Annotated in this window: 14 protein-coding genes; 7 read left to right on the forward strand and 7 right to left on the reverse strand. The window is 71.1% G+C overall.

What is annotated here, in order from left to right; all coding sequences use genetic code 11:
- Position 1: 1 nt before the first annotated feature.
- The 4 genes from ACFPA8_RS23300 to ACFPA8_RS23315 all read right to left on the reverse strand — a co-directional run bounded on the left by ACFPA8_RS23300 (position 2) and on the right by ACFPA8_RS23315 (position 3,860).
- Positions 2-484, reverse strand: a complete 483-nt coding sequence (locus tag ACFPA8_RS23300) for a hypothetical protein (protein ID WP_386451458.1) — start codon at positions 482-484, stop codon at positions 2-4.
- Positions 485-541: 57 nt separating this feature from the next.
- Positions 542-1,297 (reverse strand): ABC transporter ATP-binding protein, encoded by a 756-nt coding sequence (locus ACFPA8_RS23305; RefSeq protein WP_386451532.1) that lies wholly within the window; start codon positions 1,295-1,297, stop codon positions 542-544.
- A 356-nt stretch (positions 1,298-1,653) separates the two neighbouring features.
- A complete protein-coding gene (locus ACFPA8_RS23310) occupies positions 1,654-2,685 on the reverse strand; it encodes a FecCD family ABC transporter permease (RefSeq protein WP_386451460.1) in 1,032 nt (343 codons plus the stop codon).
- Entirely contained in the window at positions 2,682-3,860 is a 1,179-nt protein-coding gene (locus ACFPA8_RS23315) for a FecCD family ABC transporter permease (protein ID WP_386451462.1), read from the reverse strand. The genes ACFPA8_RS23310 and ACFPA8_RS23315 overlap by 4 nt, the downstream gene beginning before the upstream one ends.
- A gap of 130 nt (positions 3,861-3,990) precedes the next feature.
- On the opposite strand from ACFPA8_RS23315, the gene ACFPA8_RS23320 reads away from it, so the two are divergent.
- Entirely contained in the window at positions 3,991-5,016 is a 1,026-nt protein-coding gene (locus tag ACFPA8_RS23320) for an ABC transporter substrate-binding protein (RefSeq protein WP_386451464.1), read from the forward strand.
- Between the two features lie 240 nt (positions 5,017-5,256).
- Positions 5,257-6,177, forward strand: a complete 921-nt coding sequence (locus ACFPA8_RS23325; protein ID WP_386451465.1) for a siderophore-interacting protein — start codon at positions 5,257-5,259, stop codon at positions 6,175-6,177.
- Positions 6,178-6,213: 36 nt separating this feature from the next.
- On the opposite strand, the gene ACFPA8_RS23330 is transcribed toward ACFPA8_RS23325, so the two are convergent.
- On the reverse strand, positions 6,214-7,299 hold the full coding sequence (locus tag ACFPA8_RS23330) for an HAD hydrolase-like protein (RefSeq protein ID WP_386451467.1): 1,086 nt from the start codon (positions 7,297-7,299) through the stop codon (positions 6,214-6,216).
- Positions 7,300-7,464: 165 nt separating this feature from the next.
- Between ACFPA8_RS23330 and ACFPA8_RS23335 the strand changes: the two genes are divergently transcribed.
- The 5 genes from ACFPA8_RS23335 to ACFPA8_RS23355 all read left to right on the forward strand — a co-directional run bounded on the left by ACFPA8_RS23335 (position 7,465) and on the right by ACFPA8_RS23355 (position 14,435).
- The gene (locus ACFPA8_RS23335) at positions 7,465-8,754 is read left to right on the forward strand and encodes a DUF1015 family protein (RefSeq protein ID WP_386451469.1); all 1,290 of its coding nucleotides are present in this window, start codon (positions 7,465-7,467) and stop codon (positions 8,752-8,754) included.
- 251 nt (positions 8,755-9,005) lie between these two features.
- A complete protein-coding gene (locus tag ACFPA8_RS23340) occupies positions 9,006-10,586 on the forward strand; it encodes a pyridoxal phosphate-dependent decarboxylase family protein (protein ID WP_386451470.1) in 1,581 nt (526 codons plus the stop codon).
- Positions 10,587-10,624: 38 nt separating this feature from the next.
- Positions 10,625-11,992 (forward strand): lysine N(6)-hydroxylase/L-ornithine N(5)-oxygenase family protein, encoded by a 1,368-nt coding sequence (locus ACFPA8_RS23345; RefSeq protein WP_386451472.1) that lies wholly within the window; start codon positions 10,625-10,627, stop codon positions 11,990-11,992.
- The gene (locus ACFPA8_RS23350; RefSeq protein WP_386451473.1) at positions 11,989-12,618 is read left to right on the forward strand and encodes a GNAT family N-acetyltransferase; all 630 of its coding nucleotides are present in this window, start codon (positions 11,989-11,991) and stop codon (positions 12,616-12,618) included. The genes ACFPA8_RS23345 and ACFPA8_RS23350 overlap by 4 nt, the downstream gene beginning before the upstream one ends.
- Positions 12,615-14,435: an IucA/IucC family protein gene (locus tag ACFPA8_RS23355; RefSeq protein ID WP_386451475.1), complete on the forward strand. Its 1,821-nt coding sequence runs from the start codon at positions 12,615-12,617 to the stop codon at positions 14,433-14,435. Before ACFPA8_RS23350 ends, ACFPA8_RS23355 begins: the two co-directional genes overlap by 4 nt.
- A 67-nt stretch (positions 14,436-14,502) precedes the next feature.
- On the opposite strand, the gene ACFPA8_RS23360 is transcribed toward ACFPA8_RS23355, so the two are convergent.
- Both ACFPA8_RS23360 and ACFPA8_RS23365 read right to left on the reverse strand, forming a co-directional pair.
- Positions 14,503-15,324 carry a tetratricopeptide repeat protein gene (locus tag ACFPA8_RS23360; RefSeq protein WP_386451477.1) on the reverse strand — a complete coding sequence of 274 codons (822 nt, stop codon included), beginning with the start codon at positions 15,322-15,324 and terminating at the stop codon, positions 14,503-14,505.
- Positions 15,321-15,455 (reverse strand): hypothetical protein, encoded by a 135-nt coding sequence (locus ACFPA8_RS23365; protein WP_386451478.1) that lies wholly within the window; start codon positions 15,453-15,455, stop codon positions 15,321-15,323. Before ACFPA8_RS23365 ends, ACFPA8_RS23360 begins: the two co-directional genes overlap by 4 nt.
- Positions 15,456-16,257: the final 802 nt, after the last annotated feature.

The raw sequence follows: 16,257 nt of genomic DNA on the forward strand, positions 1-16,257 counted from the left end.
ATCAGCTCCCCGGGTGCGGGTGCCCGGGAACCCGGGGGGCGGGCGCGGGTCCGGGAGCGGGACGGTCGAGTGCCGTGAGGGTGTCGCGCAGGCCGCGGTGCACGTCCTCGTAGACCTCGAGATGCCCCGAGACGGCCAGGTGGTCCGCGTCCTCCAGACGCCTCAACCGGGCGTCGACCGGTGAGTGTCCGGTGGGCTCGGTGCGCAGGCCGAGCGGGCGGGGGCCGTCGTCCGGCTCACCGCTCTCGTCCCCCTCCCGGCTGTCGTACCGTCCTTCGGTCCCGTCCGGCCCGGGTCCGGCCTCCGCCGCGGTTCCGGGCCCGGCCTGGTCGTCGGCGTGCTCCGCGGCCGGGGCCGCCGGCAGCGGAACTTCCTGCCGGGGCGGTGCCGGTGGTGCCGGCTGCGTGGTCTCCGCTGCTTCCACAGGGGCGGCGGGCCCCCCGTCGTACTGCGCCGGAATCGGACCCGGCATCGGCTCGCTCATGCCTCTGACGCTACCGCCTCCGGTGCGCTCCCCGGCTCCCGCCCGTACCCGGGCGGCTCACGCCGTCCGCATCTCCCGCGTACGCTCCCGGGCGGCCGGCACCACGAGCGGCGTTCCCGTCTCCGGATCCTCGATCACCCTGCACGGCATGCCGAAGACCTCCTCCACCAGCTGTGCGGTGACGATGTCGCCGGGGGCGCCCTGCGCCACGACCTGGCCGCCGCGCATGGCGATGAGATGGGTGGCGTAGCGCGCCGCGTGGTTCAGGTCGTGCAGCACCGCGACGAGCGTGCGGCCCTGCTCCTCGTGGAGTCCGGCGCACAGGTCCAGCACCTCGATCTGGTGGGCGATGTCGAGGTACGTCGTCGGCTCGTCGAGCAGCAGCAGCTGCGTCTGCTGGGCCAGAGCCATCGCGAGCCAGACGCGCTGCCGCTGCCCGCCGGAGAGTTCGTCGACGAAGCGGTCGGCCAGATCCTCGACCGCCGTCGCCGCCATCGACTCCTGTACGACGCGCTCGTCCTCCCGCGACCACTGCCGCAGCAGCCCCTGGTGCGGATACCGGCCGCGTGCCACGAGGTCGGCGACGGTGATCCCGTCCGGGGCGACGGACGACTGGGGAAGCAGACCGAGCGTGCGTGCCAGCTTCTTCGCGGGCATGCCGCCGATGTCGGCGCCGTCCAGCAGGACGGAGCCCGCGGCGGGCTTGAGCATCCGGGAGAGGGCCCTCAACAGGGTCGATTTCCCACATGCGTTGGGCCCGACGACGACCGTGAAGGAGTTGTCCGGCACGGCGATGTCCAGGCCTTCGCTGATGGTCCGCCGGTCGTAGGCGAGGGTGAGCTTCTCCCCCGAAAGCCTCGCGGCGGCCCCGGAGTCCGGTGCCCAGGAGGGCGCGGGATGCGCCTTCTCCGCCCCCGCCGCCGCATCTGCCTCCGCCGCCGCGTCTGCCTCCGCCGCCGTCTCCTCCGCCGCCTCTGCTTCTGCCTCCGCGGACACCGTCTGCGGTTTCTGCTGTGTCGTCACGGTCGTCCTCGCACTGGTCCTCGCACTGGTCCTGGCACTGGTCCTCGCACCCGCACTGGCGCTCGTCGCATCCGTCGTCCCGCCGGCCTCCGCGGCCCGCCCGGCGTCATCCGTACCGGCAGTGGCGGAGGCATCCGCCCTCGCGCTCATATCCGTCCCGCCCTGCGCTCGGTCGCCAGCAGCCATACCAGGTAGCCGCCGCCCAGCACGCCCGTGACCACGCCCACCGGCAACTCGTGCCCGCTGAAGGCCCGTTGGGCGGCGAGGTCGGCGGCGGCAAGCAGCGCGGCTCCCATGCACATCGACGGAAGCAGGTTCGGGCCGGGCGACTTGGTCAGCCGCCTCGCCAACTGCGGTGCCGTCAGGGCCACGAAGGCGACAGGTCCCGCCGCGGCAGCAGCCAGTCCCACCAGCAGCACGGCCGCGGCCAGCAGCGCCAGCCGGACCCGCTCCACCCGCACTCCCAGGGCGTACGCGGCGTCGTCACCCATTTCCATCATGCGCAGTCCGCGGGCGCACCCCAGCATCACCACGGGCACGAGCACGGCGATGCCGCCCAGCAGCGGCGCGACGTCCTCCCAGCCGCGTCCGCTGAGGCTCCCGGTCATCCACAGCACCGCCCGCCCGGCCTCGGTGATCTGGGCTCGCGTCAGCAGATACCCGTTGACCCCGGTGAGGATCGCGGCCACGCCCACCCCGACGAGCACCAGCCGGTAGCCGTGCATGCCACGGCGCCAGGCCAGTCCGTACACGAGGATGCCGGTGAGGACCCCGCCCAGGAGCGCGCCGCCGGCGAGCGCCGCACTGCCTCCGCCGACGATCACGATGGCGGTCAGGGCGCCCGTCGCCGCACCGTGGGTGAAGCCGAGCACGTCCGGACTGCCGAGCGGATTGCGCACCACCGCCTGGAAGACGGCACCGCCCAGCGCGAGGGCGGCGCCCACCGCGAGAGCGGAGACGGCGCGCGGCAGCCTGAGTTCGTTGACGATGAAGGCGTCGGCGGGGTCGCCCCGGCCGGCGAGCGTGCGCAGCACCTCCACCGGGCCCATGGGGTATTCGCCGCTGCCGATCGCGACGACGGCCACAGCGAACGCGAGGGCCGCGCACACCGTCCCCGTGATCAGGGCCCGCGGCCGGAACGCCACGGAGTGACCGCTCGCCGTCCGTATGACGCTCATGCCTGCGCCACCCTCCGGCGACGGACGAAGTAGAGGAAGAACGGCCCGCCCAGCACGACCGTGACGATGCCGACCTGAAGCTCCGCGGGCCTGCCCAGCACCCGCCCCAGCACGTCCGCACCGAGCATCAGCACCGGCGCCAGCAGCGCGCAGTAGGGCAGCATCCAGCGCAGGTCCGGCCCGGTCAGGGAACGCACCATGTGCGGCACCATCAGGCCGACGAAGACGATGGGCCCGCACGCTGCGGTCGCGGCACCGCACAGCAGCGTCACCGCGACGATGACGGCGCCGCGCGTCAGTTCGGGGCGTGAGCCCAGTGCACGGGCGGCGTCCTCGCCGAGTGCGAGCGCGTTCAGCGGCCTTGCGAGGAGCAGTGCCAGCGCGACGCCGGTGAGTACGAACGGCAGCGCCTTGAGGTTGATGTCGTCCTGCGCCCTGGCGAGCGAGCCGACCGTCCAGAAGCGCATCCGGTCGAGCGAGGCCGTGTCGAGGAGCTGCACGGCGTTGACGTAGGAGACGAGCGCCGCGTTGAGGGCCGTGCCGACGAGTGCGAGCCGCGCCGGCGTGGCTCCGCGTCCGCCGCCGACGGCGTATACGCCGACCGAGACCGCTGCGGCACCGAGGAAGGCGAAGCCGATGTAGCCGGTGTAACCCGTCACGCCGAAGAGGGAGATCGCGGTGACGACGGCCGCCGCCGCCCCGGCGTTGATGCCCAGCACGCCCGGATCGGCGAGGGGATTGCGGGTGAGGGCCTGCATCAGACCGCCCGCGAGTCCGAGTGCGGTACCGGCCAGCAGGCCCAGCACGGTCCGCGGCAGACGCATCTCGTGGACGACCGTGTACGCGGAGGAGCCCGGGTCGGTCAGGCCGCCGAGCACCTCACCCGCCGTCAGCTGCTTCGCACCGACGGCGAGGCTGAGGACGCACACGAGCGCCAAGAGGGCAGCGGCGCCGAGCAGTCCGGCGGTACGCAGGGCGGAACGGCCGCGGTCGCTGTAAGAGGCGCCGGGGCCCTTCTTGTCCGAACTCCGTTCCCGGGCCGGGCGGTTGCTGCCGGCCGGACCGCCGGGCTGCTCGTGAGAGCCGAACCGGCCCTGTTCCGGGGGCGTTCCGGGAGGCACGGGCCGTTGGGCGGCCGAACCCCGGTGCGTCTGGCGGGACTTGATGAGAGTCACGTACCGGCTCCGGTCGGGGCCGGGAGGGGCGGACCCCCGGCCACTGGACAACTAGGACTTTGGTTAGGTTAACCTAACCAGCATCTCGGCACACAGCCGCCCGTACGACATCGAGAAGAGAAGGCGCGTCATGTCCAACTCGTCCGCGTACACCACCCTCTCCCGCCGTGGCCTGCTGGCCGCCGGCGGCGCCGTCGGCCTGGGCGCTCTGCTCACCGCCTGCGGAGGCGAGGACGGCTCGGGCTCCGGGTCCGGGAAAGGCGGCGCCTGGTCCTTCACGGACGACCGGAAGAAGAAGATCAGCCTGGATGCCGAGCCGCAGCGCATCGTCGCCTACGTCGGCACCGCCGCGGCCCTGCACGACTTCGGCGCCGGGGACGCGATCGTCGGCGTCTTCGGGCCGACGAAGAAGAAGAACGGCGAGCCGGACGTGCTCGCCGGCGACCTGGACGTGGACAAGCTCAAGATCATCGGCAACGCCTACGGCGAGTTCGACATCGAGAAGTACGCCAAGACCCGGCCACAGCTGCTCGTCACCAACATGTACGTCGAGGACGCCCTCTGGTACGTGCCGGACGAGAGCAAGTCGAAGATCCTCAAGCTGGCGCCCGCGCTGGCCCTCAGGACCGCCGAGACCTCGATGCTGGAGTCCATCAAGCGTTTCGCCGAACTCGCCGGCGCGCTCGGCGCCGACCTCAAGGCGAAGAAGGTCGCCGACGACAAGGCGCGGTTCGAGAAGGCGGCCGAGAAGCTGCGCAGGACCGCCAAGTCGAGCGGCCTGAAGGTGATGGCCGCTTCCGGGTCCCCGGACCTCATGTACGTCTCCGACCCGTCGGCCAACGCGGACCTGAAGTACTTCAAGGAGCTCGGTGTCGACATCGTCGTCCCCGAGAAGCTCAGCAAGCAGGGCTTCTTCGAGGAGCTGAGCTGGGAGAACGCCGACAAGTACAAGGCAGACGTGATCATGCTCGACAACCGGACGCAGGCACTCCAGCCGGACGCCCTGAAGTCCAAGCCGTCCTGGTCCGACCTGCCCGCGGTCAAGGCGGGACAGGTGACGACGTGGGACGCCGAGCCGCGCTTCTCCTACGCCGGTGCCGCACCTCTCCTGGAGGGGCTCGCGAAGGCCGTCGAGGAAGCGAAGAAGGTCCGCTGACCCGTCCCCCGAGGCCGGTCCGGCGATCCGTTCGCGGCCCGCCGGACCGGCAGCATCAGCCGACGGCCGCTCACCGGCCGCCCCGCCACCGAACACCACGACGCAGACGCCGAGCGCGGACCGCACACACGGCGCGAAGCCACACCGCAGCCGCCGGTCCCGCGTACGGCACCCGAACCGCCCAGAACGTACGGACCCGCTTCCGCACCCGTACAGCACTCCGGGAGGAGAGCCGGCAACATGAGCACCGCAGCCCCCGAAGCCCCCGCCCCCGCCGTTCCGTTCGAATTCTTCGACGTGCACGTGGTCGCCGCCCGGCGCACAAGCCCCTCGATGGTGCGCATCACCTTCGGCGGCGACGCCCTGCGGAGGTTCGCCTCGGGCGGTCGCGACCAGCGGATCAAACTCTTCCTCCCGCATCCCGGCCAGGACGCCCCGGTCGTGCCGAGCGAAGCGGGCGACGCCTGGTTCACCGTCTGGCGGGCCATGGACCCGGACGTGCGCGGCATCATGCGCACCTACACCGTCCGCGAGCAGCGGCGCTTCCCCCGCGAGGAGCTGGACGTCGACTTCGCACTGCACGGCGTGGGCGACCCCGCCGACGCGGGCGAGTCGGGCTTCGTACCGGCGGGCCCGGCGTCGCGGTGGGCCGCGACCGCCCGTCCCGGCGACCGCGTCACCGTCCTGGGCCCCGTGGAGGACGACAACGGCGGCGTCGACTTCAGGCCGCCGCCCGGCACCGACTGGGTCCTCATCAGCGGGGACGAGACCGCTCTCCCCGCCGTCGCCGGAATTCTCGAGTGGCTGCCGCCCGGCACTCCGGCGAAGGTGTGGATCGAAGTGCCCCAGGCAGGCGACATCCAGGACCTTCCGACGGTGGCGGACGCCGACATCACCTGGCTCGTCAGGCAGAACACGGCTCTGCCCCGTACGGACTTCGTACTCGGCTCCCTGAGCGCCGCGAGGCTCCCGGAAGGCACTCCCTACGCCTGGATCGCGGGCGAGGCCGGCACGGTCAAGGCGCTGCGGCGGCACCTGGTGCGGGAGCGTCTGTTCGACCGCAGGACCGTCAAGTTCACCGGCTACTGGCGGGCGGACGCCACGGAGGAGCAGCTCGTCGAGGAAGCGGTCTCGGGCGCGGCGGCAGCCGGCGGCGACTGAGCGGGCACAGCGGCCCGGCGGGCTGCCCGCCGGGCCTCACAGCTCCAGCCGCGCCAGCGCGGGCCCGGCGTCGAGCCGGCACCTGCCCTCCCCGGCCGCGCTCCAGGCCGCACCGCACAACGCCCGCAGCCCGTCGAGCACTTCGCCCTCACCTTCGAGTCCGAGCGCGTCCGGGCCCGCCCACGCGCGCCAGCCGCCGCAGCCGACGACATGAGGCGGGCGGGTCCCGCTCGCCGTCCTCGTCCCCGCGCCCGCCTCCGGATCCGTCAACTCCGGCTGCGGCTCGGCCAGTCCACGCAGGTCCCGGGCGACGTAGACGGGCCGGTGTTCGGGCGGTGCCGCCAGCAGCTGCGCACCGTCCGTCACACCCGTCAGCACGAGCAGCGAGTCGACCCCGCCGACGTGGGCGCCCTCGATGTCGGTGTCCAGCCGGTCGCCGACGACCAGTGGCCGCTGCGCGCCCGTCCGCAGGACCGTCTCCCGGTGCATGGGCGGCAGCGGCTTCCCCGCGATCTGCGGCTCGGGCGCATCCCGCATCCACCGCGTCGCCGCCCGTACGACCTCCACCGCCGCCCCGTTGCCGGGCAGTATGCCCCGGTCGCCGGGGATCGTCATGTCGCCGTTGGACGCGTACCACACCGCTCCCCGGCCGACCGCCAGCGCCGCCTCGCCCAGCCGGCCCCAGGGCAGCTCCGGCCCGCCGTAGCCCTGGACCACGGCGGCCGGATCGTCGTCGGCCGACTCCACGACGGCCAGGCCCCGTTCGCGCAGCGCCTCCTTCAGCCCGTCCCCGCCGATGGCCAGGACCCGCGCCCCCGCCGGGTGCTGCTCGGCGATCAGCCTGGCCACGGCCTGCGCCGAGGTGATCACGTCCGACGCCTCGGCCGGCACGCCGAGGCGGCTGAGGTGGTCTGCCACCGAACGGGGCGTACGGGCCGCGTTGTTGGTCACGAACGCCAGCCGCATGCCGGCGGCGCGGGCGCCTTCCAGGGACGGGACGGCGTGCGGCACCGCCTCCCCGGCGACGTACACCACCCCGTCCAGGTCGAGCAGCGCTGTGTCGTAGGCCTCCCGCAGCGCCCGGCTGCTGCCGGACGGGCGCGTGCGCGCAGTGCCCTGCATGATCTCTCGCTCTCCTCGCAACGGTCCTGCTCCCAGGCCGGTGGCCCGGCCGCCCCGCCCGGTCGTCCCCAGGACCCCGGGCCGGTGGTCCCTCCCCCGATCATCCCGTCCCGTCCGGCCGCACCCTCTCCCGCCCCCTCCCTCGCCCCGGCTTAGCATGCAGGGATGACCAGTGACGGCCTCCGGCTCTCCCCTTTCCGCGGGCTGCGCTACGCCCCCGAGAAGGTCAGCGGTCTCGCCGCTGTGACCTCTCCGCCGTACGACGTCGTGGTCAGGCCCGACGAAGTACGCGACCTGGAGACCGCCGACCCCTACAACATCGTCCGGCTGATCCTGCCGCAGGCCGACGACGAGTCCGCCCGGCAGACCAAGGCCGCCCGCACGCTCCGGCGGTGGCTGGCGGAGGGCGTGCTGGCGTTCGACCCGCAGCCCGCTCTGTACGTCTACGAGCAGCGGCGCGGCGACGTGCTGCAACGCGGCCTGATCGGCGCCCTGGAACTCTCCCCGCCCGAGGACGGCAGAGTGCTGCCGCACGAGGGCGTGATAGACGAGGTGGTCGAGGACCGCGCCGCCCTGATGCGCGGTACGGGAGCGAACCTGGAGCCGCTTCTGCTCTCCTACCGCGGGGACGGCACCGCCACGGGCGCCACCGCCGTCATCGAACGGGCCGTCCACGGCCCCCCGTTGCTGTCCACCACCACCGAGGACGGTTTCTCACACCGCCTGTGGGCCGTGACGGAGCAGGCCGAACTCGACGAGATCGACGCCGACTTGTCGCAGCAGCAGGCCCTGATCGCGGACGGCCACCACCGCTGGGCGACGTATCTGCGCCTGCGGGGGGAACACTCCGGGAGCGCCGCCGCGGGCGAGGACTCCCCCTGGAACCACGGCCTGGTACTTCTGGTGGACACCGCGCGCTATCCGCTGCGCGTCCAGGCGATCCACCGCGTGCTGCCCCGCCTGCCGCTGAAGCGGGCCCTGGACGCCGTCGAAGCGCAGCGGGCCTTCCGCGTGACTCCGCTCGCGCTTCCGCTGCCGCAGGCACTCGAATCGCTCAACTCCACGCCCGGCAACGCGTTTCTGCTCGCGGACGGCGGCGGCACCCTCCACCTCCTGGACCGGCCCGCGCCGGGTCTGCTGGACAGTGCGCTCGACGCGCAGCACCCCGCCTCCTGGCGTCGGCTCGACGCAGCCGTGCTCCACTCCGTACTGCTCGACTCGGTGTGGCGCGTCCCGGACCGGCCGCAGGACATCAGTTACATCCATGACGCGTCCGCCGCCGTCGGCAAGGCAGCGCAACTCGGCGGCACCGCCGTGCTGATGCGGCCGGTACGCGAGGAGACCGTGCGTCAACTGGCCGAGCAGGGCGTCACGATGCCCCGGAAGTCCACGTCGTTCGGTCCCAAGCCCGCCACCGGCCTCGTGCTGCGCGTTCTGGACGAGGGGACGCACTGATCCCGCACGCCGCCGGCTCGCCCGCCCGCGCCGCCTGACCGGGGCTTGCGCAGGCGTCCTCGCCGCCCCGTGCGGTTCCCGTGGCTGCGCCCGCCGGAGCGCCGGGGTCCCGGTTCACCGGACGCAAACGTCATGTTCATCACGCACGGACCCACCCCTGTGCCCCCCTGATCCGACTTCGGTTAGGCTACCCTTACCTGACCGTGCGGCCCGTGCGGTGCAGTTGACGTCCGTGTCAGGAAGGACAGTTCATGAGCAGCAGGTCACACCTGCTCAACGACAGGACGGCGGAGACCTACCGGCGCTCCCTCACGGCCGGTGTCGAGAGAGTGGCGCAGAGGATCGCCCGCGCCGACCGGCCGTTCACCGGTATCACGCCGGCTCAACTCGCCCCGGTCGTATCGGATGTGAACCTGGAGGAGCCCCTGGGCGACCCGGCTGCTGCTCTGGAGGAACTGGAGAAGGTCTACCTGCGCGACGCCGTCTACTTCCACCACCCGCGTTATCTCGCCCACCTCAACTGCCCTGTCGTCATCCCGGCAGTTCTCGGCGAGGCGGTGCTCTCCGCCGTCAACTCCTCGCTGGACACCTGGGATCAGAGCGCGGGCGGCACCCTCATCGAACGGCGCCTCATCAAGTGGACGACGGACCGCATCGGTTTCGGACGCGCCTCGGACGGCATCTTCACCAGTGGTGGCACACAGTCCAACCTCCAGGCACTGCTGCTCGCCCGCGACGAGGCGTGCAGGCTGGCGGAGAAGAACTCCACCACCCCCCTGCGCAAGCCGGAGATCCTGCCCAGGCTGCGCATCCTCACCTCCGAGTGCAGCCACTTCAGCGTCGAGAAGGCGGCCACACTGCTGGGTCTCGGTCCCGAGGCCGTCCTCACGGTGCCCTGCGACCGGAACCGCAGGATGCGTACGTCCGCTCTCGCGGCCGAACTCGAACGGTGCGAGAGCGAGGACCTGGTCGTGATGGCCGTCGTCGCCACGGCCGGGACCACGGACTTCGGCAGCATCGACCCGCTGCCCGAGATCGCCGATCTCTGCGAGCGCGCCGGCACGTGGATGCACGTCGACGCCGCCTACGGCTGCGGACTTCTCGTCTCCCGGCGGCGCCACCTGCTGGACGGCATCGAGCGGGCCGACTCGGTGACGGTCGACTACCACAAGTCCTTCTTCCAGCCGGTGAGTTCGAGTGCGGTCCTGGTCCGGGACGAGACCACACTGCGTCATGTCACCTACCACGCCGACTACTTGAACCCGGCGCGCGCTGCGGAGAACAGCATTCCCAACCAGGTCGACAAGTCCATCCAGACCACACGGCGCTTCGACGCACTCAAACTGTGGCTGACGCTGCGCATCATGGGCGCCGACGGCATCGGAGAACTCTTCGACGAGGTCGTGGACCGGACGGCCGACGCCTGGCGGCTCCTCAGCGAGGACCCGAGGTTCGAGGTGGTCACCCGGCCGCAGCTGAGCACCCTCGTCTTCCGCTACGTTCCGCACCCGGCCGAGGGAACGGCACTCATCGACGAGGTCAACCTGCACGCCCGCGAAGCCCTGTTCGCCTCGGGCGAGGCGGTAGTGGCATCGACGGTCGTCGACGGCAGCCACTACCTGAAGTTCACGCTGCTCAACCCGGAGACCTCCCTCAGCGACATCGCCGCGGTCCTCGACCTCATCGCCGAACACGCCGGCCGTCACCTGACCGAACAGCACGGTCTGCCGGGCCGGACCGACCCGTCAGCCGCCCAGTCCGCCGGACGGGCCGGCGGCGCTGCTCTGCGCCACACGCAGAGCGGCCCAGAACTGAGCCGCCGCGCCGGCTGACCACCCGCCCGCACCCGGAGATCCGGAGACCGACTGACGTGTCCACACAAGACACCCCCACCGTCCACGACTTCGTCGCCATCGGGCTCGGCCCCTTCAACCTCGGGCTGGCCTGCCTCACAGAGCCGGTCGACGAACTCGACGGCCTGTTCCTGGACGACAAGCCGGAGTTCGACTGGCACTCGGGGATGCTGCTCGAAGACAGCACCCTGCAGACGCCGTTCATGTCCGACCTGGTCACTCTGGCCGACCCCACCTCCCCCTTCTCCTTCCTGAACTACCTCAAGGAGATCGGCCGCCTCTACGCGTTCTACATCCGCGAGAGCTTCTATCCCCTGCGCGCCGAGTACAACGACTACTGCCGCTGGGCCGCCGGAAAACTGACCTCGGTGCGCTTCAGCCACCACGTCACCCGCGTCGAGTTCGACGAGCAAGAGAAGACCTACGTCGTGCACGCCGACGACCGCGCGGACGGCACGCAGCGCACGTACCGCGCGCGGAAACTCATCCTCGGCACCGGCACCCCGCCCCACATACCGGAGCCGTGCCGCGGCCTCGGCGGCGACCTCATACACAACTCCCGTTACCTGGACAGCAAGTCCGCGCTTCAGGAGAAGGCTTCGATCGCGGTAGTCGGGAGCGGCCAGAGCGCTGCGGAGATCTACTACGACCTGCTGCAGGACATCGACGGCCACGACTACGAACTGACGTGGGTCACCCGTTCCCCGCGCTTCTTCCCGCTCGAATACACCAAGCTCACGCTGGAGATGACCTCCCCCGAGTACGTGGACTACTTCTACGGTCTCCCTTCGGAGACCCGCGACCGGCTCAACGCCTCGCAGAAGAACCTCTACAAGGGCATCAACACCGAACTGATCGACGGCATCTTCGACTTGCTCTACCAGAAGAGCCGCCTCGGCCCCTGCCCGACCCGGCTGATGACCAACACGGCGCTCACGGACGCCTCTTACGACGCGGAGTCCGGCTCGTACACCCTCGGGCTGCGCCAGGAGGAGCAGAAGCAGGACTTCTCCCTCACGGCGGAAGGGCTCATCCTGGCCACCGGTTACCGCTACCGCACGCCCGAATTCCTCTCGCCCCTCACCGACCTCATCGGCTGGGACGAGCAGGGCCGCTTCGACGTCCGCCGCAACTACCGCATCGACAGCGGAGCCTCGCCCGGCAACGAGATCTTCGTCCAGAACGCCGAACTGCACACCCACGGCTTCGTCACTCCCGACCTGGGCATGGCCGCCTACCGCAACTCCTGCATCATCCGCGAGCTGCTGGGCCGCGAGTACTACCCCGTCGAACGCTCCATCGCCTTCCAGGACTTCGCCGCTCCTGTGACGGACGCGGACACGAACACCGCCTCGGCGCCCGGGACGGAGGTACCGACGGCATGACCAGCGCCCGCAACGGCAGCGCCGGCCCGCACCGCACGTACGACCAGCACTTCGTGCACACCCGTACGGACCCGGACCTGGGCGAGTTCGCCCTGCGCTTCGTCGACCCCGTCGCCGACACGGAGTTGCTGCACCGCTGGGTCACCCACCCCAAATCGGCTTTCTATCTCTTGCAGGACGCTCGACCGGCCGACGTGGAGCGGGAGTTCACGGGCATCGCCGCATCGGAGCACCACGACGCCTTCCTCGGGCTGCACCGGGGCGAGCCGAGCTTCCTCATGGAGCGCTACGACCCGGCACACGTCGAGCTGAAGGGCCTCTACGAAGCCCGGCCCGGCGACGTCGGCATGCACTTCCTGTGCGCCCCCACCGACACGCCCGTGCACGGATTCACGCTCGCGGTCATCACCACGGTGATGGACATGCTCTTCGCCGATCCGCACACCCGGCGGGTCGTCGTCGAACCCGACGTACGCAACACCGCCGTGCACGCCCTCAACAAGGCCGTCGGCTTCCGGATCGAACGCACTCTGGCCAAGCCCGAGAAGAACGCCTACCTGAGCATGTGCACACGGGACCAGTTCGAGGCCGCACGCGAGGCCCGAGGAGGGAAGACAAGCCGATGACCACCCCACCCGCCCTCACGCCCCGCGAGGCCGTGGCCCACCTCACCCCCGAGCACTGGGAACGTGCCGGCCGGCTCCTGATACGCAAGGCGCTCGCCGAGTTCACCCACGAGCGGCTGCTGTCCCCCACGCCGATCCGCGGGGAAGAAGCAGGCGACGGCGGCTGCTTCTCCGTGCGCAGTGACGACGGAGCCACCGAATACCGCTTCTCCGCGAGGAAGTTGTCCCTCGACCACTGGCAGATCGACGCCGACAGCATCACCCGCCACCGCGAGGGCGCTCAACTCCCCCTGGACGCACTGGCTTTCATCACCGAACTGCGGGAGTCCCTGCAACTGGGCGAAGAGATCCTGCCCGTCTACCTGGAAGAGATCAGCTCGACGCTGGCCAGCACCGCCTTCAAGCTGACACGCCCGCACGTGAGCGCCGGCCGCCTCGCCCGTTCCGGCGGCTTCCAGGAGATCGAAGCGGGCATGACCGAAGGTCACCCGTGCTTCGTCGCGAACAACGGACGCCTGGGCTTCGACATCGCCGAGTACCGCGCGTACGCCCCCGAAGCAGGCGCACCCGTACGGCTGATCTGGATCGCCGCGCACCGCGGCCACGCCACCTTCACCACCTCCGCCGACCTCGGCTACGACAAGCTGCTGCTGTCCGAACTCTCCGCAGGCACCCTGCGGGGCTTCTCCGCCACCATGTCGGAGGCGGGCCTGGACCTGGACGACTACTTCCTCATACCCGTCCATCCCTGGCAGTGGTGGAACAAGCTCTCGGTCACCTTCGCCGCCGAGATCGCCCAGCGGCACCTCGTCTGCCTCGGACACGGCGACGACGAACACCTGGCGCAGCAGTCCATCCGTACCTTCTTCAACGCCTCCGACCCGCGGAAGCACTACGTGAAGACCGCGCTGTCCGTGCTCAACATGGGCTTCGTGCGGGGACTTTCGGCCGCCTACATGAAGGCGACCCCCGCCATCAACGACTGGCTCGCCGAGCTCGTCGCCGGGGACGAGGTGCTCCGCGGCTCCGGTCTGGCCGTCCTGCGCGAATGTGCCGCCGTCGGATACCACCCCGCCCCGTACGAGGCCGCCGCCCCCAAGGGCTCCCCCTACCTGAAGATGCTCGCCGCCCTCTGGCGCGAGAGCCCGGTCCCGCTCCTCGGGCCCGGCGAGCGGCTCGCCACCATGGCGTCGCTGCTTCACGTCGACAGTGAGGGTTCCTCGTTCGCGGCAGCCCTCATCGAGCAGTCCGGACTCGACGCGGCGACGTGGCTGCGCCGCTACCTCGACACCTATCTCACGCCGCTCCTGCACTGCTTCTACGAGTACGAGCTCGTCTTCATGCCGCACGGCGAGAACGTCATCCTCGTACTCGACGAGAACGGCGTTCCGAAGCGCGCGATCTTCAAGGACATCGCCGAAGAGATCGCCGTGATGAGCGAGGACACCCCGCTTCCTCCGGAGGTCGAGCGCATCCGCGCCGACGTACCCGAGGAGATGAAGATCCTCTCCCTCTTCACCGACGTCTTCGACTGCTTCCTGCGCTTCCTCAACGGAATCCTCGCCGACCGCGGCACCCTCGACGAGGACACCTTCTGGTCGACCGTCGCCGAGTGCGTCCGCGACTACCAGAAGTCCGCGCCGCACCGCGCCGACCGCTTCGAGCGCTACGACCTCTTCACCGAGTCCTTCGCGCTGTCCTGCCTGAACAGGCTCCAGCTGCGCAACAACCAGCAGATGGTGGACCTGCAGGACCCCGCGGGCGCACTCCAGCTGATCGGCACCCTGGAGAACCCGCTGGCGCGCTTCGCCGGCTGAGACCACGAAAGGGCGGGACCCCTCTCCGGGGCCCCGCCCTTTGCGTACTCAGACCGGTTCGGCCGTATCAGTGCTCGGAGCCGGAGGGACCGAACGTCCCCTCCACGGCCGGGACATCGTCGCGCACGGCCTCCACAGCCGGGGCATCGTCGCGCACGGCCTCCACGGCCTCCGCCGAAGCGTCGTCGTCCTCGGCGTCCGGATCGAGAGCATCGACGAACTCCACCCCGTCCAGCTCGGCCAGCCTGTCGGAGGCGTCGGTGGCGCCGTTCTGGTCCGCCTCCAGCGCTTTCGCGAACCACTCGCGGGCCTCGTCCTCACGGCCCACCTCCAGCAGCGCGTCGGCGTAGGCGTACCGAAGACGAGCCGTCCACGGCTGCTGGGACTGGGAAGCCAGCTCGGGACTCTGCAGCGTCACGACTGCCGCCTCGGCCTGCCCCATGTCACGCCGCGCGCCGGCCGCCACGAGCCGCATCTCGACCTGCCCGGCCTTGTCCAGCTTCTGCACCTCGGGCTCACCGGCCATCGCCAGTGCCTTCTCCGGACGGCCCATCCCCCGCTCGCAGTCGGCCATCACGGGCCACAGGTGCTGCAGGCCGGTCATCCGCCGGGCCGCCCTGAACTCCGCCAGGGCCTCGGCGTACTTCTCCACCGCGTACGCGGCGAAGCCCGCAGCCTCCCGCACCGACGGCACGCGCGACGCGAGCCTCAACGCGACCTTGGCGTAGCCGTACGCCGCTTCGGGGTCCTCGTCGAGCAGCTTCGCCACCATCACCAGGTTCTTGGCGACGTCTTCGGCAAGCGTCTTGGGCAGGCTCATCAGCTCCTGCCGGACGTCCTTGTCGAGCTCGGCTCCCGTCACGTCCTCGTCGATCGGCAGCCGCTTCAACGGCTCCCGGTCCTGCCGGCGATCGTCGCGCCTGCCGTCCCTGCGGTCGTCCCGCCGGTCACCGCGCTCACCTCCGGGCCGGCGACCCGGCGCACCGCGGCTGTCGTCCCGCCGACCGCGGAATCCGCCACGGTCCCGCTCGTCCCGCCCTCGGCCACCACTCTGTCCGTACGGACGCCTGCCGCCACCCGACTCGTCGCCCCTGCGAGGCCCCCGTGGGGGGTCGTCCCGCCGGCCCTCCGCACGCTTGTCGCCGCCGTACCGCCTGCCCTCGGACCGGCCGTCGTCGGGACGCTTGTCGCCGCCGAATCGCCTGCCCTCGGACCGGCCGTCGTCGGGACGCTTGTCGCCGCCGAATCGCCTGCCCTCGGACCGGGCATCGCCGGGACGCTTGTCGCCGAAGCGGCCGCCACTCGCGCGCCCCCCGCCACGACGCTCTCCCCTGTCGTCACGGCTGTCCCGGTCCCGCGGCGGCCGGTCACCCTGGCCCCGCCGGAAGCCGCCACCCCGGTCGTCGCTCCGGCGCGGCCCGCTGCCACTCCGCGGACGGTCCCGGTCCCGGTCGTTGCTCCGCGGACGGTCCCGGTCGTTCCCTTCGCGACGAGCACCCTCGCCACGGCTCCGGCCTCCGCGTCCGTCCCCGTCGTCCCGGCGTCCACCACGAGGACGGTCGTCGCCCCGACGCGGACCGGATTGGCTGGGACGACGCTCAGGTCGATCGTCAGGCGAATTGGTGGACATCGGGTGACTCCTGTCTGCGGTTACAGCACTTCATCCTGCCGCGCCCGCACAAGTGACGCTCTTGAAAACAAAAAAGCCCGTGGCCCACAGCGCATGCACGCTGCGGGCCACGGGCCCATAAGAATTGTTCGGCGGTGTCCTACTCTCCCACACGCTCCCGCATGCAGTACCATCGGCGCTGAAAGGCTTAGC

The organism is Streptomyces ovatisporus (genome assembly GCF_042653885.1).
Classification (GTDB): domain Bacteria; phylum Actinomycetota; class Actinomycetes; order Streptomycetales; family Streptomycetaceae; genus Streptomyces; species Streptomyces ovatisporus.

Excerpts from the sequence above, each read along its gene's own strand:
- ACFPA8_RS23325 (WP_386451465.1), top strand. The coding sequence starts at position 5,257 with ATGAGCACCGCAGCCCCCGAAGCCCCCGCCCCCGCCGTTCCGTTCGAA.
- ACFPA8_RS23300 (WP_386451458.1), bottom strand. The coding sequence starts at position 484 with ATGAGCGAGCCGATGCCGGGTCCGATTCCGGCGCAGTACGACGGGGGG.
- ACFPA8_RS23340 (WP_386451470.1), top strand. The coding sequence starts at position 9,006 with ATGAGCAGCAGGTCACACCTGCTCAACGACAGGACGGCGGAGACCTAC.
- ACFPA8_RS23330 (WP_386451467.1), bottom strand. The coding sequence starts at position 7,299 with ATGCAGGGCACTGCGCGCACGCGCCCGTCCGGCAGCAGCCGGGCGCTG.
- ACFPA8_RS23335 (WP_386451469.1), top strand. The coding sequence starts at position 7,465 with ATGACCAGTGACGGCCTCCGGCTCTCCCCTTTCCGCGGGCTGCGCTAC.
- ACFPA8_RS23320 (WP_386451464.1), top strand. The coding sequence starts at position 3,991 with ATGTCCAACTCGTCCGCGTACACCACCCTCTCCCGCCGTGGCCTGCTG.
- ACFPA8_RS23310 (WP_386451460.1), bottom strand. The coding sequence starts at position 2,685 with ATGAGCGTCATACGGACGGCGAGCGGTCACTCCGTGGCGTTCCGGCCG.
- ACFPA8_RS23355 (WP_386451475.1), top strand. The coding sequence starts at position 12,615 with ATGACCACCCCACCCGCCCTCACGCCCCGCGAGGCCGTGGCCCACCTC.
- ACFPA8_RS23350 (WP_386451473.1), top strand. The coding sequence starts at position 11,989 with ATGACCAGCGCCCGCAACGGCAGCGCCGGCCCGCACCGCACGTACGAC.